Source organism: Kocuria rosea, assembly GCF_006094695.1.
Taxonomy (GTDB): Bacteria; Actinomycetota; Actinomycetes; order Actinomycetales; family Micrococcaceae; genus Kocuria; species Kocuria rosea.
Genome location: NZ_CP035103.1, coordinates 2313973 through 2338689, shown reverse-complemented (window position 1 = coordinate 2338689; position 24717 = coordinate 2313973). Strand labels below are relative to the sequence as shown.

General features: G+C 73.6%; 19 protein-coding genes and 1 tRNA gene. 17 read left to right on the top strand and 3 right to left on the bottom strand.

The window, feature by feature from the left end; translation table 11 throughout:
• Nucleotide 1 precedes the first annotated feature (1 nt).
• Complete coding sequence (hisF, locus tag EQG70_RS10820; protein WP_095651009.1) at nt 2-766, top strand: imidazole glycerol phosphate synthase subunit HisF; 765 nt, start codon at nt 2-4, stop codon at nt 764-766.
• A 443-nt stretch (nt 767-1209) separates the two neighbouring features.
• On the opposite strand, the gene EQG70_RS10815 is transcribed toward hisF, so the two are convergent.
• Nucleotides 1210-1416, bottom strand: a complete 207-nt coding sequence (locus EQG70_RS10815; protein WP_109268779.1) for a hypothetical protein — start codon at nt 1414-1416, stop codon at nt 1210-1212.
• Between the two features lie 161 nt (nt 1417-1577).
• On the opposite strand from EQG70_RS10815, the gene EQG70_RS10810 reads away from it, so the two are divergent.
• Nucleotides 1578-2096 carry a helix-turn-helix domain-containing protein gene (locus tag EQG70_RS10810; protein WP_208746198.1) on the top strand — a complete coding sequence of 173 codons (519 nt, stop codon included), beginning with the start codon at nt 1578-1580 and terminating at the stop codon, nt 2094-2096.
• Nucleotides 2097-2100: 4 nt separating this feature from the next.
• Here the strand turns inward: EQG70_RS10810 and EQG70_RS10805 are convergent, their stop codons facing one another.
• Nucleotides 2101-2607 (bottom strand): hypothetical protein, encoded by a 507-nt coding sequence (locus tag EQG70_RS10805; RefSeq protein WP_109243818.1) that lies wholly within the window; start codon nt 2605-2607, stop codon nt 2101-2103.
• A 150-nt stretch (nt 2608-2757) separates the two neighbouring features.
• On the opposite strand from EQG70_RS10805, the gene EQG70_RS10800 reads away from it, so the two are divergent.
• From EQG70_RS10800 to EQG70_RS10740, 13 genes are all read left to right on the top strand, one after another.
• Complete coding sequence (locus EQG70_RS10800) at nt 2758-3423, top strand: Pr6Pr family membrane protein (RefSeq protein ID WP_109243819.1); 666 nt, start codon at nt 2758-2760, stop codon at nt 3421-3423.
• A complete protein-coding gene (locus EQG70_RS10795) occupies nt 3389-4879 on the top strand; it encodes an AAA family ATPase (RefSeq protein ID WP_109268780.1) in 1491 nt (496 codons plus the stop codon). The genes EQG70_RS10800 and EQG70_RS10795 overlap by 35 nt, the downstream gene beginning before the upstream one ends.
• 78 nt (nt 4880-4957) lie before the next feature.
• The gene (hisI, locus tag EQG70_RS10790) at nt 4958-5338 is read left to right on the top strand and encodes a phosphoribosyl-AMP cyclohydrolase (protein WP_017833956.1); all 381 of its coding nucleotides are present in this window, start codon (nt 4958-4960) and stop codon (nt 5336-5338) included.
• Nucleotides 5339-5391: 53 nt separating this feature from the next.
• The gene (locus tag EQG70_RS10785) at nt 5392-6990 is read left to right on the top strand and encodes an anthranilate synthase component I (protein ID WP_109268781.1); all 1599 of its coding nucleotides are present in this window, start codon (nt 5392-5394) and stop codon (nt 6988-6990) included.
• Nucleotides 6983-7582, top strand: coding sequence for a Trp biosynthesis-associated membrane protein (locus EQG70_RS10780; RefSeq protein ID WP_095651006.1), 600 nt, complete (start codon nt 6983-6985; stop codon nt 7580-7582). The genes EQG70_RS10785 and EQG70_RS10780 overlap by 8 nt, the downstream gene beginning before the upstream one ends.
• A 195-nt stretch (nt 7583-7777) precedes the next feature.
• The gene (locus tag EQG70_RS10775; RefSeq protein WP_017833959.1) at nt 7778-8041 is read left to right on the top strand and encodes an HGxxPAAW family protein; all 264 of its coding nucleotides are present in this window, start codon (nt 7778-7780) and stop codon (nt 8039-8041) included.
• Between the two features lie 138 nt (nt 8042-8179).
• Nucleotides 8180-10306, top strand: coding sequence for a tryptophan synthase subunit beta (trpB, locus tag EQG70_RS10770; protein WP_095651005.1), 2127 nt, complete (start codon nt 8180-8182; stop codon nt 10304-10306).
• A 47-nt stretch (nt 10307-10353) separates the two neighbouring features.
• A complete protein-coding gene (gene trpA, locus EQG70_RS10765) occupies nt 10354-11157 on the top strand; it encodes a tryptophan synthase subunit alpha (protein ID WP_052132747.1) in 804 nt (267 codons plus the stop codon).
• Nucleotides 11158-11234: 77 nt separating this feature from the next.
• Nucleotides 11235-12125, top strand: coding sequence for a prolipoprotein diacylglyceryl transferase (gene lgt, locus EQG70_RS10760; protein WP_095651004.1), 891 nt, complete (start codon nt 11235-11237; stop codon nt 12123-12125).
• 303 nt (nt 12126-12428) lie between these two features.
• Nucleotides 12429-17099, top strand: coding sequence for a glutamate synthase large subunit (gene gltB, locus EQG70_RS10755; RefSeq protein WP_109243823.1), 4671 nt, complete (start codon nt 12429-12431; stop codon nt 17097-17099).
• The gene (locus tag EQG70_RS10750) at nt 17092-18555 is read left to right on the top strand and encodes a glutamate synthase subunit beta (RefSeq protein ID WP_031283259.1); all 1464 of its coding nucleotides are present in this window, start codon (nt 17092-17094) and stop codon (nt 18553-18555) included. The genes gltB and EQG70_RS10750 overlap by 8 nt, the downstream gene beginning before the upstream one ends.
• A gap of 271 nt (nt 18556-18826) precedes the next feature.
• On the top strand, nt 18827-20305 hold the full coding sequence (pyk, locus tag EQG70_RS10745; protein WP_109268782.1) for a pyruvate kinase: 1479 nt from the start codon (nt 18827-18829) through the stop codon (nt 20303-20305).
• Entirely contained in the window at nt 20302-20778 is a 477-nt protein-coding gene (locus EQG70_RS10740) for a PaaI family thioesterase (protein WP_017832866.1), read from the top strand. The genes pyk and EQG70_RS10740 overlap by 4 nt, the downstream gene beginning before the upstream one ends.
• A 49-nt stretch (nt 20779-20827) precedes the next feature.
• Here EQG70_RS10740 and EQG70_RS10735 read toward each other — a convergent pair.
• Nucleotides 20828-20911, bottom strand: a tRNA-Leu gene (locus tag EQG70_RS10735).
• Between the two features lie 227 nt (nt 20912-21138).
• Between EQG70_RS10735 and EQG70_RS10730 the strand changes: the two genes are divergently transcribed.
• Together EQG70_RS10730 and polA are read left to right on the top strand one after the other, a co-directional pair.
• A complete protein-coding gene (locus EQG70_RS10730; RefSeq protein ID WP_031282683.1) occupies nt 21139-21741 on the top strand; it encodes an ANTAR domain-containing response regulator in 603 nt (200 codons plus the stop codon).
• Nucleotides 21742-21825: 84 nt separating this feature from the next.
• The gene (gene polA / locus EQG70_RS10725; RefSeq protein ID WP_109268783.1) at nt 21826-24714 is read left to right on the top strand and encodes a DNA polymerase I; all 2889 of its coding nucleotides are present in this window, start codon (nt 21826-21828) and stop codon (nt 24712-24714) included.
• Nucleotides 24715-24717 lie beyond the last annotated feature (3 nt).

The window sequence follows — 24717 nt, the reverse complement described above, 5'->3', positions numbered from 1 at the left end:
CGTGGGCGTTGCCGTACGTGTCATCCCCTGCCTGGACGTCGACGCCGGTCGAGTCGTCAAGGGAGTGAACTTCGAGAACCTGCGCGACGCCGGTGACCCGGTGGAGCTCGCCAAGCGCTACAACGAGGCCGGTGCGGACGAGCTGACGTTCCTCGACGTCACGGCGTCCTCGGCCGCCCGGGCCACGACCTTCGACGTGGTCTCCCGCACGGCCGAGCAGGTCTTCATCCCGCTCACGGTGGGCGGCGGCGTCCGCGCGGTCGCCGACGTCGACCGGCTGCTGCGCTGCGGCGCGGACAAGGCGTCCATCAACACCGCCGCGGTCGCCCGGCCCGGCGTGATCGACGAGATCACCGGGCACTTCGGCAGCCAGGTGCTCGTCCTCTCCCTCGACGCCCGCCGCACGGGCAACACGCCCTCTGGCTTCGAGGTCACGACCCACGGGGGGCGCACGCTGACCGGTCTCGACGCCCTGGACTGGGCGCAGGAGGCCGAGGACCGCGGCGTGGGGGAGATCCTGCTCAACTCCATGGACGCGGACGGCACCCGGGCGGGCTTCGACCTGGAGATGATCCGCGCCGTGCGCGCCCGGGTGCACGTGCCCCTGATCGCCTCCGGCGGCGCGGGCGCCCCCGAGCACTTCCCGCCGGCGGTGGACGCGGGCGCGGACGCCGTGCTCGCCGCCTCGATCTTCCACTTCGGTCCCGTGCACGCGATCGCCGAGGTCAAGGACGCGCTGCGCGCGGCCGGCCACGAGGTCCGCTGAACGGCCCCGTGGTCCGGGACGGCCACCGGGCGTAGAGTCGACAGTGAGCTGACGACAGTCGCTCGACAGGCCGACCCGAAGGAGAGTCCACCGTGGGACTGAACAGCATCATCAGGAGCTTCACCGGACGTGCCGGGGGGACCGCCGGCCGCCCCGCCGGCGGACGCCGGGGCACCCGCGGAATGAACGCCGCCGGACAGGCGGGCGCGGGCAGGAGCGGCCGCGGTCTGGGCGGCATGCTGCGCGGCCTCCTCAACCGCCGATAGCGCACCGCACGCGGGGCGGCCCCGGAACGGGGCCGCCCTGCACATGCCGAGGACATCCATGACCACGACCGAGCCGTCCGCCCCGGGCGAGAACTCCGGCCCCGCGGCGGACCCGGTCCGCCGGACGTCGTTCGCCACGAACGACGCCGACCGGGGCATCGCCGCCATGTCCGAGCTCTACACGGGTCTCGGCATGCGCCCGCCCACCGACGGCTCGTTCGAGTTGCGCATGGCGGCGGCCTCGACGGGCCCGCTCCTGGCGCACCGGTTCCGGCTGTCCACCTCGGAGTCCTCCGGCACGGGCGACGTCTCGGGCACGTACTCGGTCGTGCACGTGCTGACCGGGCGGCTGACGGTCAGCTCCGGGAAGGAGCGCATCGGCACGACCCTGCCGTTCCTGCTGCCCCAGGGTCTGTACGGCGGCCGGTGGGACGGGCTGCTGGAGCTGAGCACCGTGGTCCTGGACGCCCGCTCGGTCGAGGCGATCGCGCGCAACCTGCTCGGCCGGCCGGACTTCGCGCTGCGCGGACACGGGCAGCACGCCCGTGTCCGCGCAGATGACGCGGTACTGGCTGGCCCAGGTCCGGCACTTCCACCGGGACCTGCTGCCCAACGCGGAGGCGCTGCGCACGCCCCTGGTGCGGGCCGAGGCGTTCCGGTCGCTGGCCGGTGCCCTGCTGCACTGCTTCCCGAACACCTTCCTGGCGCAGCCGGCGCCGTCGGAGAGCGCACGGGCGCTGCCGGCGCAGGTGCGCCGGGCGGTCGCCTTCGTCGACGAGCACCTGCACGAGGACGTCGGTCTCGCCGAGATCGCCGCGGCGGCACGGATGAGCCCCCGGGGGCTGCAGGCCGCGTTCCGCCGGGAGCTCGGGCGCACCCCCGTCGGCTACCTGCGGGAGGCCCGCCTGGACGCCGCCCGGCAGGAGCTGCTCCGGGCCGACCCGGCCGGGGGCGTGACGGTCGCGGCCGTCGCCGCCCGCTGGGGCTTCGGCCATCCCGGGCGCTTCGCGACCGCCTACCGGGCCCGGTTCGGGGAGCCGCCCGCCGCCACGCTGCGCCGCTGAGACCTCAGGCTCGGTCGCCGTCCCGGCAGGTCCCCTCCAACCAGTCCCGCACCGGGACGAGCGCCTCGTCGAGCGCCTGCCCGTCGAACCGCGCCGAGGGGTCCTCCGCCAGGTCCTCCCCGTAGGAGTCGACCAGCAGCTGCACCCGCGCGTAGTCCGCGGCCAGCGCCGGAGGAGCGGCCCCGCGCACGGCCTCGACCTCGTCCTCGACGTCCTGCACCTCCGCCACGGTCGGGCCCGCCGAGAGGCCGGCCGGCAGCAGCGCGAGCACCAGGATGTCGTCGGCGACCGCCGCGCACGCCTCCCGGCGGTCCGGATAGGCGCCCCACGTGACGTCCGTGGCGGGAGCGGTCGACGCAGCGGGGGAGGCCGGGGGCGCCGCGGCCGTGGGGGAGCCGGTCGGCGGGCCCGGGGCGCCGGGGCTCCCGCATCCGCACAGCACCGCGACGACGAGCGCGGCCACCGCCGTGCCGGGGGCGGCGCGCCGCCCCGTCGCCGCCCTGGGATGCATCGTCTCGGTCCCGCCCGCCGTCGCCGCTCTGGTCCTGCTCCCACCATAGGCGCCGCCGGCCCGACCCGGCAGGGCCACGGGCGGGCGGGCACGGCCTGCGGGTGCCGGAACTCCTATCCTGGAGCCCAGAGGGCCGGGAGGAGGACGAACGTGCGTGTCGTCGTCGCCGCCGCCCGGGCCTGCGCCCTGGCCGTCGCGGTCTGGGCCCTGGTCTCGCGGGCGGACTGCGCCTTCGTGACGCGCACCTGCCTGGGGTCGAACCTGTTCAGCTACTTCACGGTCCACAGCGCCGTGCTGCTGATCCTGGCCGTGCTGCTGGCGCTCCTGCACACCGCCGCCGGGGCGCAGGAGCCGGGCTGGCTGACCGGGCTCCGGGCGATGGCCACCACCTACACCGTGGTCTCCGGGGCGGTGTTCGGGGTGCTGCTGGCCAACGCGGAGCTGTTCGGCCACCTCTTCCTCGTCCCGCTGTCCTCGCAGGTGCTGCACTTCGTGCTGCCGGTCTACGCCGTGGCCGACTTCCTGCTGTGCCCGGGCCGCCGGCGGCTGCGCTGGGCCGCCACCTGGGCGTCCACCGTGTTCCCGGCGCTGTGGGCCGTGTACACGCTGGTGCGGGGGCAGCTGATGGGCTGGTACCCGTACTTCTTCCTCGACCCCGCCCTGGTGGGCGGCTATCGCGCGGTGGGCACCTACGCCCTCGGGCTGTCCGTGCTGATCCTCGCGGTGTCCTTCCTGACCGTCGCCGCCACCCGTCTGCCCACCGTCCCGGTAGGGTCGGCCCATGGACGACTCCTCTCCCGCCGGCCCGGTCCCTGATCCGGACGACGCCCAGCTCCTGCGCTCGGTCCGGCGCCTGGTGGACCGCCTCGCCGCCCTGCCGCCCGAGCGCGGGGACGAGCCCACGCCGCTCGGGCGGCACCTGTCCGCGGTGCTCGGCGCGGACGTGCGCACCCTGCCGGTGGTCCAGGAGGACTTCGCCCCGCACCGCCTGGCGGACGTCGACATCGCCCTCGCCGAGCTGGCGGGGGACGGGCCGGGCTCCCTCCTCGGCGTCAGCGGCGGCCGGAGCCGCGACGACCTCGGCCTCGCCGAGCTGCTCACGGCCCCGTACTCCGGGGCCGACATCGGCCCCGTCGACTACGCGACCCGGGCCACGGGCCCGGCCACCGAGCGGCAGGTCGTCGCGTTCGGCATCCGGTGCCTCACCGTGGACGGGGTGCCGGTGGCCGTGCTCCAGCGCATGCCCCGGCCCGAGTACGGCCGGTCGCAGGTGGTCCTGGAGGTGCTCGCCGCGGACCCCGCCGTCTGCGGCACGTTCCTCGCCCGGCTGCGGGCGCTGATGCTCGAGCGCAGCGTGCTGCGCGGCCAGGTGCTCTCGTTCGCCGCCACCGAGTACGGCAGCGAGGCCGGGGCCACGTTCCTGCCGCGCCCGCACGTGCCCGCCGACGAGATCGTGCTGGCCCCGGGCCTGCTGGAGCAGGTCGTGGGGCACGTCGTGGGCATCGGGGAGCACCGCGACGCGCTCCGGGCCGCGGGCCAGCACCTCAAGCGCGGGATCCTGCTCCACGGCCCGCCGGGGACCGGCAAGACCCTCACGGTCCGGCACCTGCTCTCCGTCACCCCGGGGACCACGGCGATCCTGCTGACCGGGTCGGGCCTGCACCTCATCGGGGCCGCCGCCGAGGTGGCCCGCACCTTCCAGCCGTCGATCGTGGTGCTCGAGGACGTCGACCTCGTGGCGATGGACCGGGACCTCGGGCCCGGGCCCCAGCCGATGCTCTTCGAGGTGCTCGACGCCCTGGACGGGCTCGACGGCGACGCCGACGTCGCGTTCGTCCTCACGACGAACCGCGTGGCCGTGCTGGAGCGGGCGCTCGCCGAGCGCCCCGGGCGCGTGGACCTCGCGGTCGAGGTGCCGCTGCCGGACGCGGACGCCCGGTCCCGGCTGTTCCGGCGGTACGCGGGGGAGCAGCGGTTCTCCGCCGCCGCCCTCGACGCCGCGGCGGTGCGCGCGGAGGGGACCACCGGCTCCTTCCCGAAGGAGCTGGTCCGCCGGGCCGTCCTCGCGGCGGCGGTCCGGGGCGAGGACGCGGCGGACGCGGACCTGTCCGCCGCCCTCGACGAGCTCCTCTCCGGTCGGGAGGCGCTGACCCGCCGGCTGCTCGGCCACGCGGACACCGGGGGGTCCCCCGACGAGTACGAGGACACGGGCGAAGACACGGGCGAGGACACGGACGGGCTCCGGTGGTGTGCCCGGCCGGAGGCCCCCTGACGGCTCCGGCGGTCCCCGGCGAACGCCGGGGGACGCCGGGGGCCGGGCCGCCCGGACAGGTCGATAGGATGGGTGGCGATGAGCGAGCAGACCCCCGACACTGGAACCGACGTCCTCGACCCCGCCGTGGCCCGGCGGCTCAAGCGCGACCCCTCGGGCCTCGTGGCCGCCGTGGTGCAGCAGCACGACACCCTCGAGGTGCTCATGCTGGGCTGGATGGACGACGAGGCCCTGCGCCGCACCCTCACGGAGGGCCGCGTGACGTTCTGGTCCCGCTCCCGCCAGGAGTACTGGCGCAAGGGCGACACGTCCGGGCACGTCCAGGCCGTGCACAGCGTGAGCCTCGACTGCGACGGCGACGCCCTCCTCGTCCGGGTCGACCAGACCGGGGCGGCCTGCCACACCGGCACCCGCAGCTGCTTCGACGGCCGCGACCTCGGCGCCGTCGCCGCCGTCTGAGCCCCGCCACCCTCCTCCCTCCCGTCCGCCACCAGGAAGTCAGGTCGACACCCATGCAGGACCTGGGCAGCATCAGCCCCACGCTCGAGGAGTTCCGCGCGCTCGCCGCGGAGCGCCGCGTCATCCCCGTCCGCGTCAAGATCCTCGCGGACGCCATGACCCCGATCGGTCTCTACCGGGCCCTCGCCCTCGAGGACGGGGCGGCCCGGGCGGGCACGTTCCTCCTCGAGTCCGCCGCCGAGGGCGGCGTCTGGTCCCGCTACTCCTTCATCGGCGCCAACTCGCGGGCCACGCTCACCGCCCGGGACGGCGAGGCGCACTGGATCGGGCAGGCCCCGGCCGGCGCCCCCACCGGCGGCAATCCCGTCGAGGCGCTGCGGGACACCATGGCGCTGCTGCACACGGAGCGCTTCGAGGACGTCCCCCCGCTGACCTCCGGGCTCGTGGGCTTCGTCGGCTGGGAGGCCGTGCGCCGCTGGGAGAAGCTCCCGCACCCGCCGGAGGACGACCTGCGCATCCCCGAGCTGGCCATGAACCTGGTCTCGGACATCGCTATCCACGACAACACGGACGGCACCGTGATGCTCGTGGCCAACGCGATCAACTTCGACGACACCGACGAGCGCGTCGACGAGGCCTGGGCCGACGCCGTGGACCGGGTGCACGCGATGCTCGAGCGGCTCGCCCGGCCCCTCGGCCACGGCACGGCCTCGACGCTCACCGGCAGCGACGAGATCCGGGGGGACCTCGAGTCCAAGGTCGACCAGAGCTGGGACCGCACCCTGTTCATGAACTCCATCGTGGAGGGCAAGAAGGCCATCGTGGACGGGGACATCTTCCAGGTGGTCGTCTCCCGGCGCTTCGAGACCGAGTGCACGGCCGACTCCCTCGACGTCTACCGCATGCTGCGCGCCATCAACCCCAGCCCGTACATGTACCTGTACAGCTTCGAGGACGCCGGCGGCCGTCCCTTCTCGATCGTCGGCTCCTCCCCGGAGGCGCTCGTGACCGTCACGGGGGACCAGGCGGTGACCCACCCCATCGCCGGGTCCCGCCCGCGCGGGCGCACGGTCGAGGAGGACCTGGCGCTGGAGCGGGACCTGCTCCAGGACGAGAAGGAGCGCTCCGAGCACCTCATGCTCGTGGACCTCGCGCGCAACGACATCTCCAAGATCGCCGTCCCGGGCTCGGTGGAGGTCACGGAGTTCATGGAGGTGGAGCGCTTCAGCCACATCATGCACCTGTGCTCCAACGTCGTCGGCCGGATGCGCCCGGACGCCACCGCCTACGACGTGCTCGCCGCGACGTTCCCCGCCGGCACCCTCTCCGGGGCGCCCAAGCCCCGGGCCCTGCGCCTGCTCGACGAGTACGAGCCCCTGCGCCGCGCCGTCTACGGCGGCGTGGTCGGCTACCTCGACTTCGCGGGGGACATGGACATGGCCATCGCCATCCGCACGGCCCTGCTCGTCGACGGCAAGGCCTACGTCCAGGCCGGCGGCGGGATCGTCGCCGACTCCGACCCCGAGACCGAGGCCCTCGAGTCCCTCAACAAGGCCACCGCACCGCTGCGGGCGGTGCTGCTCGCCGAGCGGCTGCACGCCCTGGACCTCGACCGGGTGGCCGTGCCGGAGACGGGCGCCGGGCGTGCCTGAGGCCCGCGGCTCCCGGCGGGCGGCGCTGTCCCGGCGGTCCACGGTGGTGCTCGCCACCCTGGTCGCCGCCCTGGCCGTGTTCGCCTGCTCGGCCGCCACCTGGGTCTCCGCCACGGTGCAGACCACGCTCGAGCCCGTGACCGTGGACGTCGCCGGGTCCGACGCCGCGCCGGCCGTCACCGCCCTCGGGCTCGTCGCGGCCGCCGGTGCCCTCACCACGGCGATCTCCGGCCGGGTGCTGCGCACCGTGGTGTCCGTGGTGGTCGTGCTCGCCGGCCTCGGCGCACTGGCCGCGTCCGTGGCCGTGCTGGCCGATCCGGCCGGGGCCGCGCAGACCGCCGTGGGCGAGGCCACCGGCATGATCAACGCCGGCGGCGACTTCGCCGTCACCGCCTGGCCCCCGCTCGCGGCGGCCGCCTCGGCGCTCGTGGCGCTGTGCGGCGCCTGGGCCCTCGTGGCCGGCCGCACCTGGACCGCGGCCCGGCGCTACGAGCGCTCCGGGGCGGACGGGCCCCCGGCCGCGACGGCCCGCTCCGGCGACGAGATCGACTCGTGGGACGCCCTCACCGAGGGCCACGACCCCACCGCCTGAGCACCCTGCCCGCCCCGGGGCCCGGGCCCGCCGCGGCGGGGCAGCGGGCGCCCCGGGGCCCCGTGGGGCGTGCGCGGGCGCGGGCCGAGGGGTGGCACAATGGGACGGGACAGACTGTCAGCAACCGCCGCGCCCCGCCGGGGCCGTGCGCGCGGAGCCGGCCGGCTCCGGCAGGGAAATCGGGAGTGCAACAACATGGCAAACGGAAACGAGATCGTCCTCGACCACACCGGCTTCGTGGGGCACGGCAACACGCTGGCCGCGTGGGTGACCGTCGGCATCATGTCGGTGGGCGTCATCGTCGGCGTGGTGGGCTTCACGGTGGGCAGCACCGCCCTGTTGATCGCGGGCATCGTGCTGGTCGTCGTCGGGCTCGTCGCCGGCGCCGTGCTGAGCAGGATGGGCCACGGCAGCGGCTCCGAGCAGCGCAAGCACGAGGCCCGCCAGCACCAGGGCTGAGACCGGGCCGGCCCCGGGAGCGCGGCACGCGCACGGGCCGACCGGCCCCCGGAAGGGACCGGTCGCCGTCCCCGCCCGGTCCGGGCGCGGCCCACGAACGCACCAGCGCGGCCAGCGCCGCCGAGAGGACAGGAAACCATGTCGCAACAGAGCACCGGGACGGTCCTGGACGCCATCATCGAGGGCGTCCGGGCGGATCTCGCGGAGCGCCGTGAGCGCGTCGGCCTCGACGAGCTCCGCCGGGCCGCCGCGCAGCGGCCGCCGGCCCTGGACGCCGAGTCGGCGCTCCGGGGACCCAGCACGGACGCCGTGCAGGTCATCGCCGAGGTCAAGCGCTCGAGCCCCTCCAAGGGCGCGCTGGCCCCGATCGAGGACCCGGCGCGCCTGGCCGCGGCCTACGAGCACGGCGGGGCCTCGGTGATCTCCGTGCTGACGGAGCAGCGACGCTTCAACGGCTCCCTGGCGGACCTCGACGCCGTGCGCGCGGCGGTGGGGGTGCCCGTGCTGCGCAAGGACTTCACGGTCGACGAGTACCAGATCTGGGAGGCGCGCGCCCACGGGGCCGACCTCGTCCTGCTGATCGTCGCCGCCCTCTCCGACGACGAGCTGCGCCGCTTCCTCGCGCTGACCCACGAGCTGGGCATGCACGCCCTGGTGGAGACGCACACGCCCGAGGAGATCGAGCGGGCGGTCGCCGTGGGCGCCCGCATCGTGGGCGTCAACGTCCGCAACCTCAAGACCCTCGACACCGACGTCGAGACCTTCGGCCGGCTCGCCGGCCTCCTGCCCCAGGACGCGGTGATCGTGGCCGAGTCCGGCGTCGAGGGCGAGGAGCAGATCGCCCTCTACGCCTCGCACGGTGCCAAGGCCGTCCTGGTCGGCGAGGCCCTCGTGCGCAGCGCCGAGCCCGCGTCCACCATCGCGGCCTTCCGCGCGGCCGGTGCCGCCGCGCGCGCCCGGCGGCACGTCCCCGAGGCCGAGGCGGAGGCCGTCGCCGCGGAGGCCGCCTCCCTGCGCGAGGCCCCCGGGCCGTACTTCGGGGACTTCGGGGGCCGGTGGATGCCCGAGTCCCTCATCGCCGCGCTCGACGAGCTCACGGACGTGTTCGAGAAGGCGAAGGCCGACCCGGAGTTCACTGCGGAGTTCCAGCGGCTCTCCCGCGACTACTCGAACCGGCCCTCCCTGCTCACCGAGGCCCAGCGCTTCGCCGCCGAGGCCGGGTGCCGGATCTTCCTCAAGCGGGAGGACCTCAACCACACCGGCTCGCACAAGATCAACAACGTGCTCGGCCAGGCCCTGCTGGCGCGCCGGATGGGCAAGACCCGGCTGATCGCCGAGACCGGCGCCGGCCAGCACGGCGTGGCCTCGGCCACCGCCGCCGCCCTGTTCGGCATGGAGTGCGTGGTCTACATGGGCGAGGAGGACACCCGGCGCCAGGCCCTCAACGTCGCGCGCATGGAGCTGCTGGGAGCCACCGTGGTGCCCGTGACCAACGGCTCCCGCACGCTGAAGGACGCGATCAACGAGGCCCTGCGGGACTGGGTCGCCTCCGTCGAGCACACCCACTACCTGCTGGGCACCGCGGCGGGGCCGTACCCGTTCCCCGCGATGGTCCGCTACTTCCACGAGCAGATCGGCGAGGAGACCCGCGAGCAGATCCTGGCCCAGGCCGGGCGCCTCCCGGACGCCGTCGCGGCCTGCGTGGGCGGCGGGTCCAACGCGATCGGCATCTTCCACGGCTTCCTGGACGACCCCTCGGTGGAGCTCTACGGCCTCGAGGCCGGCGGGGACGGCGTGGAGTCCGGACGCCACGCCGCCACGATCTCGCTGGGCCGCCCCGGGGTGCTGCACGGCGCCCGGACCTACCTCATGCAGGACGAGGACGGGCAGACGCTCGAGTCCCACTCGATCTCCGCGGGCCTGGACTACCCGGCCGTGGGCCCCGAGCACTCCTACCTGCACGACATCGGGCGGGCGCGCTACGAGGCGATCACCGACGTGGAGGCGATGGAGTCCTTCCGGCTCCTGTGCCGCACCGAGGGCATCATCCCCGCCATCGAGACCTCCCACGCCCTGGCCGGCGCGCTGAAGATCGGCCGGCGCTGGGTGGAGGAGCTCGGGCCGGAGGCGGCCGCGGAGAAGATCATCGTGGTCTCCCTCTCCGGGCGCGGCGACAAGGACGTGGCGACCGCCGCGGAATGGTTCGGGATGCTCCCGGACGACAGCGCCGAGGCCGAGCTCGGTGAGAAGGGCGAGCGACTGTGAGCACCACCCGACACGAGACCCCCGGGGCGGACCTCGCCTCCCGCCTCCTGCCGCCGGGCCTGAGCGCCGACCCCGGCTCGAGGCTCGCCGCGCGCATCGCCGAGTGCCGGGACCAGGGCCGGCCGGCCCTCGTCGGCTACCTCCCCGCCGGCTTCCCGACCGTCGACGAGTCCATCGAGGCGGCCGTGGCCCTGGGCACCAACGGCGCCGACGTCATCGAGATCGGCATCCCGTACTCGGACCCCGTCATGGACGGGCCGGTGATCCAGCACGCGACCACCACGGCCCTCGCCAACGGGTTCCGGGTGGCCGACGTGTTCCGCGTGGTCCGTGCCGTGGCCGAGCGCACCGACGCGGTGCCCGTGGTGATGACCTACTGGAACCCCGTCCTGCAGATGGGCGTCGACACGTTCGCCCGCCGGCTCGCCGAGGCCGGGGGAGCGGGGATGATCACCCCCGACCTGATCCCCGACGAGGCCCGGGAGTGGTTCGCCGCGTCCCAGGCCCACGGCCTGGACCGGATCTTCCTGGTGGCGCCCTCCTCCTCGCGGGAGCGGCTCGACCTGGTGGTCAAGGCCGCGAGCGGCTTCGTCTACGCGGTCTCCGTGATGGGTGTCACCGGCGCCCGGGACGCCGTCTCCGACGTCGCCGAGAAGCTCGTGGCGGACACCCGCGCCGCCGGGGCCCAGCACGTGTGCGTGGGCCTGGGCGTCTCCCGCCGGGAGCACGTCGAGGAGATCGGGGCCTACGCGGACGGCGTCATCGTGGGCACCGCCCTCGTGCAGGCGCTGGCCGACGGCGGCCCCGAGGCCGTGGGCGCGCTGGCCCGGGAACTGGCCGGGCGCGCCTGATAGCGTGACGTGGCGCCCCGCCCTCCTCCGGGCGGGGCCGCCCGTCCCGACGACCCCACGAGCCGAGGCCCCACCGCATGCTGCTGAGCGCCGTTCCCCCCGTGCCCGCCCTGATGAGCGCCCCGCTCCGGCAGGGCATCCCCTCCCCGGACTGGTCCGGCTTCTCGCTCGGCCCGCTGACCGTGCACGCCTACGCGCTGTGCATCCTCGCGGGCATCGCGGCGGCGCTGTGGCTGACCACGCGCCGCTGGGCGGCCCGGGGGCTGGACCCGGAGATCGTGTGGGACATCGTGATGTGGGCCGTTCCCGCCGGGATCGTGGGCGCCCGCGCCTACCACGTGCTCATCACCGACCCGGCCGGCTACTTCGGCCCGGGCGCCGACCCCGTCGACGCGCTGCGGATCTGGGAGGGAGGCCTCGGGATCATGGGGGCCGTGGCCTTCGGCGCGGCGGCCGCGTGGTGGGTGTGCCGCCGCAACAACGTCTCCCTGGCCGTCTTCGCCGACGCCGCGGCACCCGGCCTGCTCCTCGCGCAGGCGATCGGGCGCTGGGGCAACTGGTTCAACCAGGAGCTCTTCGGCCGGCCCACCACCCTGCCGTGGGGCCTCGAGATCGACCCCGGCAGCCCGAACTTCCCGGCCGGGCTGCCGGCCGACACGCTCTTCCACCCCACGTTCCTCTACGAGTCCCTGTGGAACCTGCTCGGCGTGGTGCTCCTGCTGGCCCTGGACCGGCGGTTCCGCCTGGACGGCGGCCGCCTCTTCGCGCTCTACCTGGTCCACTACGGCCTGGGCCGGATGCTCATCGAGCTGTTCCTGCGGATCGACCCGTCCCTCATGGTGCTGGGCCTGCGCGTGCACGTGTGGACCGCCCTGGGGCTCGTGCTGCTCGGGCTGGCCCTCTTCGCGGCGGCGGTGCTCCGCCGCCGCAGGGCCCGCGGCGCCGCGGTGGAGCCCTCGCGCGCCTGATACCGCACCGGGGGCCGCACCGGGGCTCCTGGCCGGAGAGTTTTCAGAGCTGTAACATCTGAGTGCTAGATTTTTCCAGCGCCTGACGGGCGGACGGGTGAACCACGTCCACCGCTCCGGTGCACGCCACGATCGTCCATCGTCGGACATTCCTGGAACGGGGCCCTTCCGCCGCCCGGCACCTCTTCGACCACTGCTCGAGGACGTCGGCGGCAGCTCACGATCCGGCGGCACCTCCCGACCGGAGCTCTGCCGCGGGGGCCGCTCCTGTTGACCGCATCCCATGGTGAGGAGACGTCAGTCATGACCTCTACCCCGGCCGGCACCCCCGGTGACACTTCCGCCCAGGGCGGCACGGACCCGCGTCCGGCCGATCCCGCCGAGACCGCGCAGGAGCAGCCGGAGTCCCCGTTCGAGCAGTTCTCCAACGCGCCCGAGGAGCAGGGCCTCTACCACCCGGACGAGGAGAAGGACGCGTGCGGCCTCGCCGTGGTCGCGACCCTCAACGGCGCCCCGAGCCACGAGATCGTCGACGCGGCGCTGACGGCACTGCGCAACCTGGAGCACCGCGGCGCCGTGGGCGGCGACGAGGGCACCGGTGACGGCGCCGGGCTGCTGACCCAGCTGCCGGACGCGTTCTTCCGCGCCGTGCTGGACTTCGAGCTGCCGCCCCTGGGCGGCTACGCCGTGGGCACCGCGTTCCTCCCGCACGGCGGGGAGAACGCGGAGCGGATCCAGGGCGCCCTCGAGGATCTCGCGCGCTCCGAGGAGCTGCAGGTCCTCGGCTGGCGGCCCGTCCCGATCGCCGAGTCCGTGGTGGGCCGGTCCGCGCGGGAGGTCATGCCCTACTTCGTGCAGCTCTTCGTGGCCGAGACCACGCCGGCCCCCGAGGACGAGGCCGCCCGGCGGCGCCTGGACCAGAAGGCGTTCCGGCTGCGCAAGCGCGCCCAGAACCGGTCCGGCGTCTACTTCCCCTCGCTGTCCTCGCGCACGATCGTCTACAAGGGCATGCTGACCACCCAGCAGCTCGAGCCCTTCTACCCGGACCTGTCCGACGAGCGGTTCACCACCGAGCTCGCGATCGTGCACTCCCGGTTCTCCACCAACACCTTCCCCTCGTGGCCGCTGGCCCAGCCCATGCGCACGCTCGCGCACAACGGCGAGATCAACACCGTCAAGGGCAACCGGAACTGGATGCGCGCCCGCCAGTCGCAGCTGAAGTCCCCGCTGCTGGGCCGCAACCCCGAGGAGCTGTTCCCGATCTGCTCGGAGGGCGCCTCCGACTCGCAGTCCCTGGACGAGGTCGCCGAGCTGCTCGTGCTCTCCGGCCGCCCGGTCACCCAGGCCATGATGATGATGATCCCGGAGGCCTGGGAGAACCACGAGACCATGGACCCCGCCCGCAAGGCGTTCTACCGCTACCACGCCTCCTTCATGGAGCCGTGGGACGGGCCCGCCGCGGTGGCCTTCACCGACGGCGTGCAGGTCGGGTCCCTGCTGGACCGCAACGGGCTGCGCCCCGGCCGGTTCTGGGTCACGGACGACGGCCTGGTCGTCTTCGCCTCGGAGGTCGGCGTCGTCGACGTCGGGGACCGCAAGATCGTGCGCAAGGGCCGCGTGTCCCCGGGCACGATGTTCCTCGTGGACACCGCGCAGGGCCGGATCGTCGAGGACGCCGAGATCAAGGCCCAGATCGCCTCCGCCGCCCCGTGGGAGGAGTGGGCCGACAGCAACATCGTCGACATCACGGACCTCCCCGAGCGCGAGCACATGATCCACCCGCGCTCCTCCATCACCCTGCGCCAGAAGACCTTCGGGTACACGCAGGAGGAGCTGAAGATGATCGTCGGGCCCATGGCGGCCAAGGGCGCCGAGCCCATCTACGCGATGGGCACCGACACCCCGATCGCCGTGCTCTCCGAGAAGTCCCGCACCCTGTTCGACTACTTCGTGCAGTCCTTCGCCCAGGTCACCAACCCCCCGCTGGACGCCATCCGCGAGGAGCTCGTCACGAGCCTGCGCGGCTCCGTGGGCCCCTCCGGCAACCTGCTGACCACCGAGCGGGTCCGCACCCGCCAGGTCGCGGTGGACTTCCCGGTCATCGACAACGACCAGCTCGACCAGTTCCTGCACCTCGAGGGCGAGGACGGGATGCCCGCGGCCCTCAAGGTGCGGGGCCTGTACCGCCCCGACGGCGGCGCGGAGTCCCTGCGCGCCCGGATCGCGGAGATCTGCGAGAAGGTCTCCGCGGCGGTGGCCCGCGGCGTCGAGTACGTGATCGTCTCCGACCGCGACTCCAACGGCGCGTGGGCCCCGATCCCGTCGCTGCTGCTCACCTCGGCCGTGCACCACCACCTCCTGCGCTCCGCGACCCGCACCAAGGTGGCGCTGGTCGTGGAGGCGGGTGACGTGCGCGAGGTCCACCACGTGGCACTGCTCATCGGCTACGGCGCGTCCGCGGTGAACCCCTACCTGGCGATGGAGTCCGCGGAGGAGCTGGTCCGCTCGGGCGACCTCACCGGGATCACCACCGAGCACGCGGTGCACAACCTGATCAAGGCCCTGGGCAAGGGCGTGCAGAAGATCATGTCCAAGATGGGCATCTCCACGGTCTCCTCCTACTGCGGCGCCCAGGTCTTCGAGGCCCTCGGCCTGTCGCGCGAGCTCGTGGACGACTACTTCACCGGCACCCACACCCAGATCGGCGGCATCGGCCTCGACGTGATCGCGGAGGAGACGGCCTCCCGCCACCGCCGGGCGTACCCGGCGGACGGCGTGACCGAGCCCCACCGGGACCTCGAGACCGGCGGCGAGTACGACTGGCGCCGGGACGGCCCGCCGCACCTGTTCAACCCCCAGACCGTCTTCCGGCTGCAGCACGCCACCCGCACCGGCCGCTACGACATCTTCAAGTCCTACACGAAGCTCGTGGACGACCAGACGAAGAAGCTGCTGACCCTGCGCGGGCTGCTCGGCTTCACCGCGGACCGCAAGCCGGTGCCGCTCGAGGAGGTCGAGCCCGTCAGCTCGATCGTCAAGCGCTTCCAGACCGGGGCGATGAGCTACGGCTCCATCTCCCAGGAGGCGCACGAGACCCTGGCGATCGCGATGAACCGGCTCGGCGCGAAGTCCAACACCGGTGAGGGCGGCGAGGACGTCGACCGGCTGCTCGACCCGCAGCGGCGCTCGGCGATCAAGCAGGTGGCCTCCGGCCGGTTCGGCGTCACGAGCCTGTACCTGACCAACGCCGACGACATCCAGATCAAGATGGCCCAGGGCGCGAAGCCCGGCGAGGGCGGCCAGCTCATGGCCCAGAAGCTGTACCCGTGGATCGCCCGCACGCGCCACTCCACCCCGGGCGTGTCCCTGATCTCGCCGCCGCCGCACCACGACATCTACTCGATCGAGGACCTGGCGCAGCTGATCTACGACCTCAAGCGCTCCAACCCGCAGGCCCGGGTGCACGTCAAGCTGGTCTCCGAGATCGGCATCGGCACCGTGGCCTCGGGCGTCACCAAGGCCAAGGCGGACGTGGTGCTCGTCTCCGGGCACGACGGCGGCACGGGCGCGGCCCCGCTGAACTCCCTCAAGCACGCCGGCGCCCCCTGGGAACTCGGCCTCGCCGAGACCCAGCAGACGCTGATGCTCAACGGGCTGCGGGACCGCGTGGTCGTCCAGGCGGACGGGCAGATGAAGACCGGCCGGGACGTGATCGTCGCCGCGCTGCTCGGCGCGGAGGAGTTCGGCTTCGCCACGGCGCCGCTGATCGTCGAGGGCTGCATCATGATGCGCAAGTGCCACCTGGACACCTGCCCGGTGGGCGTGGCCACCCAGAACCCGGAGCTGCGCAAGCGGTTCACGGGGCGGGCCGAGCACGTGGTGAACTTCTTCGAGTTCATCGCCGAGGAGGTCCGGGAGTACCTGGCCCAGCTCGGGTTCCGCTCGATCGAGGAGGCCGTCGGGCACGCCGAGGTCCTCGAGACCAAGGACGCCATCGACCACTGGAAGGCGCACGGGCTGGACCTCTCGCCGATCCTGCACTCCACGGTGCTCGAGCACCGGGGCGCGGCGGTGCGCAACATGCGCGGCCAGGACCACGAGCTGGAGAAGCACTTCGACAACGAGCTGATCCGGCTCTCCCGGGCCGCCCTGGAGAAGCGCGAGCCCGTGCGGATCCAGCAGCACATCATCAACACGGACCGCGCGGTCGGCACGATGCTCGGCCACGTGGTGACGCGGACGTTCGGCACGGACGTCCTCGCCCACGACACCATCGACGTGACGCTCACGGGCCAGGCCGGCCAGTCCCTCGGCGCGTTCCTCCCGCAGGGCATCACCCTGCGGCTCGAGGGCGACGCCAACGACTACAGCGGCAAGGGCCTGTCCGGGGGGCGGATCATCGTGCGCCCCGAGCGGGACGCGGTGTTCGAGGCCTCCGAGAACGTCATCGCGGGCAACGTGATCGGCTACGGCGCCACGAGCGGGGAGATCTTCCTGCGCGGCACCGTGGGCGAGCGGTTCCTGGTGCGCAACTCGGGCGCCACGGCGGTGGTCGAGGGCATCGGCGACCACGGCTGCGAGTACATGACCGGCGGCACCGCCCTGGTGCTCGGCCGCACGGGGCGCAACTTCGGCGCCGGCATGTCCGGCGGCGTGGCCTACGTCATCGACCTCGCCGAGACCTCGGTCAACAAGCAGGCGCGCGACGGCGGCGAGCTGCAGCTGCTGCCCCTGGACGAGGCGGACGCCGAAGTCGTGCTGGCGCTCATCACGAAGCACGCCGAGGAGACGGGCTCCGAGCTCGCGGACCGGCTCCTGGCCGACCCCGTGGCCACGCTCGGGCGTTTCACCAAGGTCCTGCCGCGGGAGTACGCCGCCGTGCAGGGCATCCGCGAAGAGGCCCGGACCCAGGGGCAGGACCCCGACGGCGACGAGGCCTGGCACAAGATCCTGGAGGTGACGACCCGTGGCTGATCCGCGCGGTTTCATGAAGGTGACCGAGCGCGTCGACCGCCCCAAGCGGCCGGTGCCCGTCCGGATCATGGACTGGAAGGAGGTCCAGGAGGCCCAGGACCGGGGGGTCCTGCAGAAGCAGGCCGGCCGGTGCATGGACTGCGGGATCCCCTTCTGCCACGAGGGCTGCCCCCTCGGCAACCTGATCCCCGAGTGGAACGACCTCGTGTGGCGGGGCCTCGACGCCGAGGCGGTCGAGCGCATGCACGCCACCAACAACTTCCCGGAGTTCACCGGGCGGGTCTGCCCGGCCCCGTGCGAGTCCTCGTGCGTGCTCGGCATCAACCAGCCGGCGGTGACCATCAAGCAGATCGAGTACTCGATCGGGGAAATGGGCTTCGACGAGGGCATCGTCAAGCCGTACGTGCCCCAGCGCCTGGTCGGCAAGACCGTGGCGGTCGTGGGCTCCGGGCCCGGCGGCCTCGCGGTCGCCCAGCAGCTGACCCAGGCCGGGTTCACGGTGGCGGTCTACGAGCGCGACGACCGCATCGGCGGGCTGCTGCGCTACGGCATCCCCGACTTCAAGATGGAGAAGGAGGTCCTCGACCGGCGCCTCGACGTGATGCGCGCCGAGGGCACCCGCTTCCGCCCCGGGGTGGAGATCGGCAAGGACATCACCTGGGACCAGCTCAAGCGCCGCTACGACGCCGTGGTGGTCGCCACCGGCGCCACCCGGCCGCGGGACCTCGAGATCCCGGGCCGGGACCTGGACGGCGTCCACTTCGCGATGGACTACCTGGTGCAGGGCAACCGCGTGGTGGCCGGGGACGAGGTCGAGGACCAGATCTCCGCGGCGGGCAAGCACGTCATCGTCCTGGGCGGCGGCGACACCGGCTCGGACTGCATCGGCACCGCCAACCGCCAGGGCGCGGCGTCGATCACGTCCCTGGCGATCGGGCGCAAGCCCGCCGCGGACCGCTCCGACGCCGACCCGTGGCCCATGATGCCCAAGGTCTTCGAGGTCTCGACCTCCCACGAGGAGGGCGGCGACCGCACCTACATGGCCTCCACCGTGGAGTTCGTGGGGGAGGGCGGCAGGCTCACCGGCCTGAAGGTCGCCGAGACCGAGTACCTGCCCGACGGCCGGCGCGCCCCCAAGGGCGGCACCGAGCGGGTGATCCCGGCGGACCTCGTCTTCCTGGCCCTGGGCTTCACCGGCAACGAGTCCGAGGACATCACCGAGCAGATCGGCGCCGAGCTGGACGGCCGGACCAACCTGGCCCGGGACGACCGGTACATGACCAGCGTGGACGGCGTCTTCGCGTGCGGCGACGCCGGCCGCGGCCAGTCCCTCGTCGTCTGGGCGATCGCCGAGGGCCGCGCCTGCGCGGCCGCCGTCGAACGGTTCCTCATGGGCTCGACCCGTCTGCCCGAGCCCGTGGCCCCGACCGACCGGGCCATCGACCTCACCCTGTAGGACGGCACCGGGCCCCACGGTCCCGCGGCGCGGGCCGCCCCCTTCCGAGAGGGAGGGGGCGGCCCGCGCCGTCGCACGTCCGGGGCGGGCCGACGGGCCGGGCGCCTCGACACCGGCGGCGGCGTTGGTAGGCTGGGAACGACCTCCCGCCCCAGGGCGGACATCCAGGCAGTGCGGCCGGGAGCTGCGTCGTGTCCTGCGCGACGGAGCCCCCGGCCGCAGTGCTGTGCGCGTCCTCCCCGGTGGCATCCCTCGACCCAAGGCGGCACACATGCGACGAGCAAAGATCGTGGCCACGATCGGCCCGGCCATCTCCTCGTACGAGAACCTCTCCCAGGCGATCCGGTCCGGCATGAACGTGGCCCGGCTCAACATGAGCCACGGCGACCACTCCGTGCACGACGCGTCCTACGAGAACCTGCGGCGCGCCTCGGCGGACGCCGGGCAGACGGTCGCGATCCTCGCGGACCTGCAGGGACCGAAGATCCGGCTCGGCCGCTTCGCGGACGGCCCGCACGAGCTGCTCCCCGGCGACGTGTTCTCCATCACCGTCGAGGACGTCGAGGGCACCGCGAGCCTGTGCTCCACCACGCACAAGGCCCTGCCGGGCGACGTCAACGTGGGCGACCCGCTGCTCATCGACGACGGCCGGGTCGCCCTGCGCGCCACCGCCGTCTCCGACACCACCGTCACCACCGAGGTGGTCGTGGGCGGGGCGGTGTCCAACAACAAGGGCATCAACCTTCCCGGCGTGGCCGTGAACGTCCCGGCCCTGTCGGAGAAGGACGAGGACGACCTGCGCTGGGCCCTGCGCCGCGGCGTGGACCTGATCGCCCTGTCCTTCGTGCGCGACGCCAAGGACATCGTGCGGGTGCACGAGATCATGGACGAGGAGGGCCGGCGGCTGCCGGTGATCGCCAAGATCGAGAAGCCGCAGGCGGTGGACGCCCTGCACGAGATCATCGACGCGTTCGACGGCATCATGGTGGCCCGCGGTGACCTGGGCGTGGAGCTGCCGCTGGAGCAGGTCCCGATCGTGCAGAAGCGCGCCATCGAGCTCGCCCGGCGCTGGGCCAAGCCCGTGATCGTCGCGACCCAGGTGCTCGAGTCGATGATCGACAGCCCGCGCCCCACCCGGGCCGAGGCCTCCGACTGCGCCAACGCCGTGCTCGACGGCGCCGACGCGGTCATGCTCTCCGGGGAGACCTCGGTGGGCAAGTACCCGATCGAGACGATCGAGACGATGGCCCGCATCATCGAGGCCATCGAGTCCCAGGCCCTCGAGCGCGTCCCGGCGCTGGGCACGGAGCCCCGAACCCGCGGTGGCGCGGTGACGCGGGCGGCGGTGACCATCGCCCGGCAGCTCGACGTCAGCTACCTCTGCACGTTCACCCAGTCCGGGGACTCCGCCCGCCGGCTCTCCCGGCTGCGCCCGGCCCACCCGATCCTGGCGTTCACCCCGGAGCCCCTCGTCACCGCACTCATGTCCCTGCTGTGGGGCGTGCAGCCGATCCAGGTCGCGAAGGTCGACCACACCGACGAGATGACCCGGCAGGTCGACCTGCACCTCCAGGAGCAGGGCCTCGCGGGCAAGGACGACCTCGTGGTGATCTGCGCCGGCTCGCCCCCCGGGGTCGCCGGCACCACGAACCTCGTCAAGGTGCACCGCGTGGGCGACGTCGCCGACGCCGGGGAGCTGCTGGGCAGCGGTCAGCGGCGCGAGCGCGTGGGACCGTGGCGGGAGGGGTGAGCAGCCCCCCGGCCATGACCCCCGAGGAGCACTCCCGGGACCTGCGCGAGCACGGGGTCCCCGAGGAGCTGCACGCAGCCTTCCCCGGGCACGGGATGGGCGGTCTCGCCCGGGCGATGGGCATCCGGTTCACGGAGCTCACGCCCGGGCGGGCGGTCGCCACGATGCCGGTCGAGCCGAACACGCAGCCGGGCGGGATCCTGCACGGGGGAGCGCACTGCGTCCTCGCCGAGACGCTCGCCTCGACCGCGGCCAGCGTGCACGCCGGTCCGGGGCGGTACGCGGTGGGTGTCGACGTCAACGCGACGCACCAGCGCGGCGTGGCCTCCGGGACGGTCACCGGCACGTGCACGGCGCTGCACCTGGGCGCCACGCTCACCGTCCACGAGGTCGTGATGACCGACGAGCGGGGGCGGCGGCTGTCCACCGCCCGGGTCACCAACCTGGTGCGGGAGCGGGGCGCCGCGGGCTGACGGCACGGGGGTGGGACGAGAAGACCCCGGACCGAGAGGTCCGGGGTGCTGGTGCCCAAGGTGGGACTCGAACCCACACTCCAGGGGAACCGCATTTTGAGTGCGGCGCGTCTGCCAATTCCGCCACTTGGGCCTGCGGTCGCAGTCCGCGCCGCCTCGGGAGGGCGGCTCCTGCGCTCGACCACTCTACAACAGTTATAGGCTGGGGCTGATCGGACGGAATGCGCGGCGCCGGGCAGTCTGGCGCCGCCGGCCCCGCCGCCCGCGCGGCGCGGGCAACGACGCACCAGCAGCCAAGGAGTCAGCGTGACGGAGCAGCCGAACCCCTCCCCGGCGGAGGAGCCCGAGACCCGCGACGACCTGTCCGGCGAGGCGGCGGAGAACGACCTGCGCCCGGCCCGCCGGGTGGTGGTCGCCGAGGACGAGACCCTGATCCGCCTGGACATCGTGGAGATGCTCCAGGATGCGGGCTACGAGGTGGTCGCGGAGGCCGACAACGGCCAGCGCGCCGTGGAGCTCGCCCGCGAGCACCGCCCCGACCTCGTGCTCATGGACGTGAAGATGCCCGTCCTCGACGGGATCACCGCGGCGGAGCAGATCGCCTCGGACCGGATCGCCCCGGTGGTCCTGCTGACGGCCTTCAGCCAGCGGGAGCTCGTGGAGCGGGCCCGCGAGGCGGGGGCCATGGCCTACGTGGTCAAGCCGTTCACGGTGGACGACCTCGTGCCCGCGATCGAGATCGCGATCTCCCGCGCCGAGGAGATCGCCGCGCTCGAGCGCGAGGTCTCGGACATGAAGGAGCAGTTCGCCACCCGCAAGCTCGTGGAGCGCGCGAAGTCGCTGCTGACCACCAAGATGGGCCTCACCGAGCCCGAGGCGTTCCGCTGGATCCAGAAGACCTCCATGGACCGCCGGCTGTCCATGCGGGAGGTCGCCGAGGCCATCATCAACCAGGTCGCCTGAGCGCGCCGTCCGGCCGCGCGGGCTGACCCGCCGGGCCCCGGCGGACCGCCGGTCCCGGCTCCCGCCCGGCCCTAGGATGGGTCCGTGGAGAAAACGACGCAGCACACGCAGACCGACCCGAGCCCCGAGACCGCTGTCCGCACGGTGACCGTCGGGACCGACACCGACCACCCCGTCGACGTCGAGATCCCCTACCCGGTCTCCCGGCCCGAGCGGAAGCTGCTGCTGGTCGACGGCCACTCCCTGGCCTTCCGCGCGTTCTTCGCGCTGTCCCGCGCCGCGGAGTACGGCGGCGGGCCCGCCTTCGTGACCTCCGACGGCCGGCACACCGAGGCCGTCTACGGCTTCGTGAACACGCTCGTGAAGCTGATCCGCGAGCAGAGGCCCACCCACCTGGTGGTCTCCTTCGACCTCGACGGCCCCACCCTGCGCTCCCAGGAGTACGAGGAGTACAAGGGCGGACGGGACGAGACGCCCGAGGAGTTCCACGGGCAGGTCCCGCAGATCCGCCGGATCCTCGACGCCCTGGGCGTGCCCGTGGTCACCGCCGAGGGCCACGAGGCCGACGACGTCCTCGCCACCCTCGCCCGCCGCGGCGCCGAGCAGGACTACGAGGTGCTGGTCTTCTCCGGGGACCGGGACGCCTTCCAGATGATCGACGAGCACGTCACGGTGGTCTACCCCGGGCGCACCCCGTCCGACCTCAAGCACATGGACGCCGCCGCCGTGGTGGAGAAGTACAAGGTGCCGCCCCAGCACTACCCGGACCTCGCGGCCCTGACCGGGGAGCAGGCCGACAACCTCCCCGGGATCCCCGGCGTGGGCGCGGGGTTCGCGGCCAAGTGGATCCTCGCCTACGGCGGCGTCGACGCGATCCTCGCGCACGCGGACCGCGTCAAGGGCAAGAAGGGCGAGGCGCTGCGCGAGCACCGCGCCGACGTCGAGCGCAACCGCCGGCTCAACCGCCTGATCACCGATCTCGCGCTGGACGTCGACCTCGCCGACGCCGGCCTGCCCGAGCCCGACGCCCAGGCGGTGGGGGAGGTCTTCGACGACCTCGAGTTCGGCGACGGCCTGCGCAACCGGCTCTTCGACGCCTTCGGGCGCCCCGCCGAGGAGGCGGCCCCGCCGGCCGACCTCGGCCTGGGCGAGGTGGAGCGCCCCGGCACCGCCGAGGACCTCGAGCAGTGGCTGGCCGGCGGGGAGGGCCCCGTGGTGCTGCACGCCCTGCACCGCGACGACGACCCCGTGCTGCCGGGCGCCCGCGAGCTCTCCGGAGTGGTCCTCGCCCGCGGCGGCCACCAGCCGTCCGCGCTGTTCCTGGACCTCGCGGCCGCCGACTCCGACCTCGAGTCCGCACTGGCCCGCTGGCTGGCCGACGCGGACCGGCCCAAGATCGTGGACGGGCTCAAGGACGTCTGGAAGTCCCTCGCGGTGCGCGGCCTGCCGCTGGCCGGGGTCGTGGACGACCCCCAGCTCTCGGCCTACCTGCTGCAGCCGGCGCGGCGCAGCTACGAGCTCCCCGCGCTGCTCGAGGACCGGCTGGGCCTGGCGGTGGCCCCCGCCGCGGACGGCCCCGCCGCCGAGGGGCAGCAGCAGCTCGCCCTGGACGCCGAGCCCTGGCCCGCCCCGGCGGTGCTCCGGCGGGAGGCGGAGCTGGCGGTCGCCACCGTCCAGCTCTCCGAGCACCTGTTGGAGAAGCTGGCCGAGACCCACCAGACCGCCCTCCTCACGGACCTCGAGCTGCCCCTGGCCGTGGTGCTGGGCCGGATGGAGCTCGCCGGGATCGCCGTGGACCCCGAGGGGGTGCAGGTCCTGCTCGACGACTTCGCCCGGGTGATCGAGCAGGCGCAGCAGGAGGCGCACGCCCAGATCGCGGAGCCCGTGAACCTCGGCTCCACCAAGCAGCTGCAGCAGGTGATGTTCGAGGAGCTGGGGCTGCCGAAGACCAAGAAGATCAAGTCCGGCTTCACCACCGATGCCGACGCCGTGGCGGAGCTGCTCACCCGCACCGACCCGGACTCCAAGGGGCACCGCTTCCTCGCCGGCCTGCTGGCCTACCGGGACGCCAACAAGCTCCGCCAGACCGTCGAGGGCCTGCAGAAGGCCATCGCCGAGGACGGCCGCGTGCACACCACCTACATGCAGAACGTCGCCGCCACCGGCCGGCTGTCCTCCACCAACCCCAACCTGCAGAACATCCCCGTGCGCACCGAGGAGGGCCGCCGCATCCGCGGGCTGTTCGTGGTCGGGCGCCCGGAGGACGGGCGGGCCTACGAGCAGCTGCTCACCGCCGACTACTCCCAGATCGAGATGCGCATCATGGCGCACCTGTCCGGGGACGAGGCGCTGATCGAGGCGTTCCGCAGCGGCGAGGACCTGCACCGCTTCGTCGGCTCGAAGATCTTCGGGGTGGCCCCGGAGGAGGTCACCGCGCCCATGCGCTCCAAGGTCAAGGCCATGAGCTACGGGCTGGTCTACGGGCTGAGCTCCTTCGGGCTCTCCAAGCAGCTGCGGATCCCCGTCGACGAGGCCCGCACCCTGATGAGCGACTACTTCACCCGGTTCGGGGCGGTGCGCGACTACCTGCGCGGCGTCGTGGAGCAGGCCCGCGAGGACGGCTACACGGCCACCATCGACGGACGCCGCCGGTACCTCCCGGACCTCTCCAGCGACAACCGGCAGCTGCGCTCCATGGCCGAGCGCGCCGCCCTCAACGCCCCCATCCAGGGCTCGGCCGCCGACATCATCAAGAAGGCGATGCTCGGGGTGGACCGGCGCTTCACCGACGAGGGCCTCGGCTCCCGGATGCTCCTGCAGGTCCACGACGAGCTCGTGGTGGAGGTCGTGCGCGGGGAGCGCGAGACCGTGGAGCGGGTGCTGCGCGAGGAGATGGGCGGCGCCGCCGAGCTGTCCGTGCCGCTGGAGGTCAACGTCGGCGCGGGCCGCTCCTGGCACGAGGCGGCCCACTGACCG

Excerpts from the sequence above, each read along its gene's own strand:
- EQG70_RS10805 (WP_109243818.1), bottom strand. The coding sequence starts at position 2,607 with ATGCATCCCAGGGCGGCGACGGGGCGGCGCGCCGCCCCCGGCACGGCG.
- EQG70_RS10795 (WP_109268780.1), top strand. The coding sequence starts at position 3,389 with ATGGACGACTCCTCTCCCGCCGGCCCGGTCCCTGATCCGGACGACGCC.
- hisI (WP_017833956.1), top strand. The coding sequence starts at position 4,958 with ATGAGCGAGCAGACCCCCGACACTGGAACCGACGTCCTCGACCCCGCC.
- EQG70_RS10785 (WP_109268781.1), top strand. The coding sequence starts at position 5,392 with ATGCAGGACCTGGGCAGCATCAGCCCCACGCTCGAGGAGTTCCGCGCG.
- EQG70_RS10775 (WP_017833959.1), top strand. The coding sequence starts at position 7,778 with ATGGCAAACGGAAACGAGATCGTCCTCGACCACACCGGCTTCGTGGGG.
- trpB (WP_095651005.1), top strand. The coding sequence starts at position 8,180 with ATGTCGCAACAGAGCACCGGGACGGTCCTGGACGCCATCATCGAGGGC.
- lgt (WP_095651004.1), top strand. The coding sequence starts at position 11,235 with ATGCTGCTGAGCGCCGTTCCCCCCGTGCCCGCCCTGATGAGCGCCCCG.
- gltB (WP_109243823.1), top strand. The coding sequence starts at position 12,429 with ATGACCTCTACCCCGGCCGGCACCCCCGGTGACACTTCCGCCCAGGGC.
- pyk (WP_109268782.1), top strand. The coding sequence starts at position 18,827 with ATGCGACGAGCAAAGATCGTGGCCACGATCGGCCCGGCCATCTCCTCG.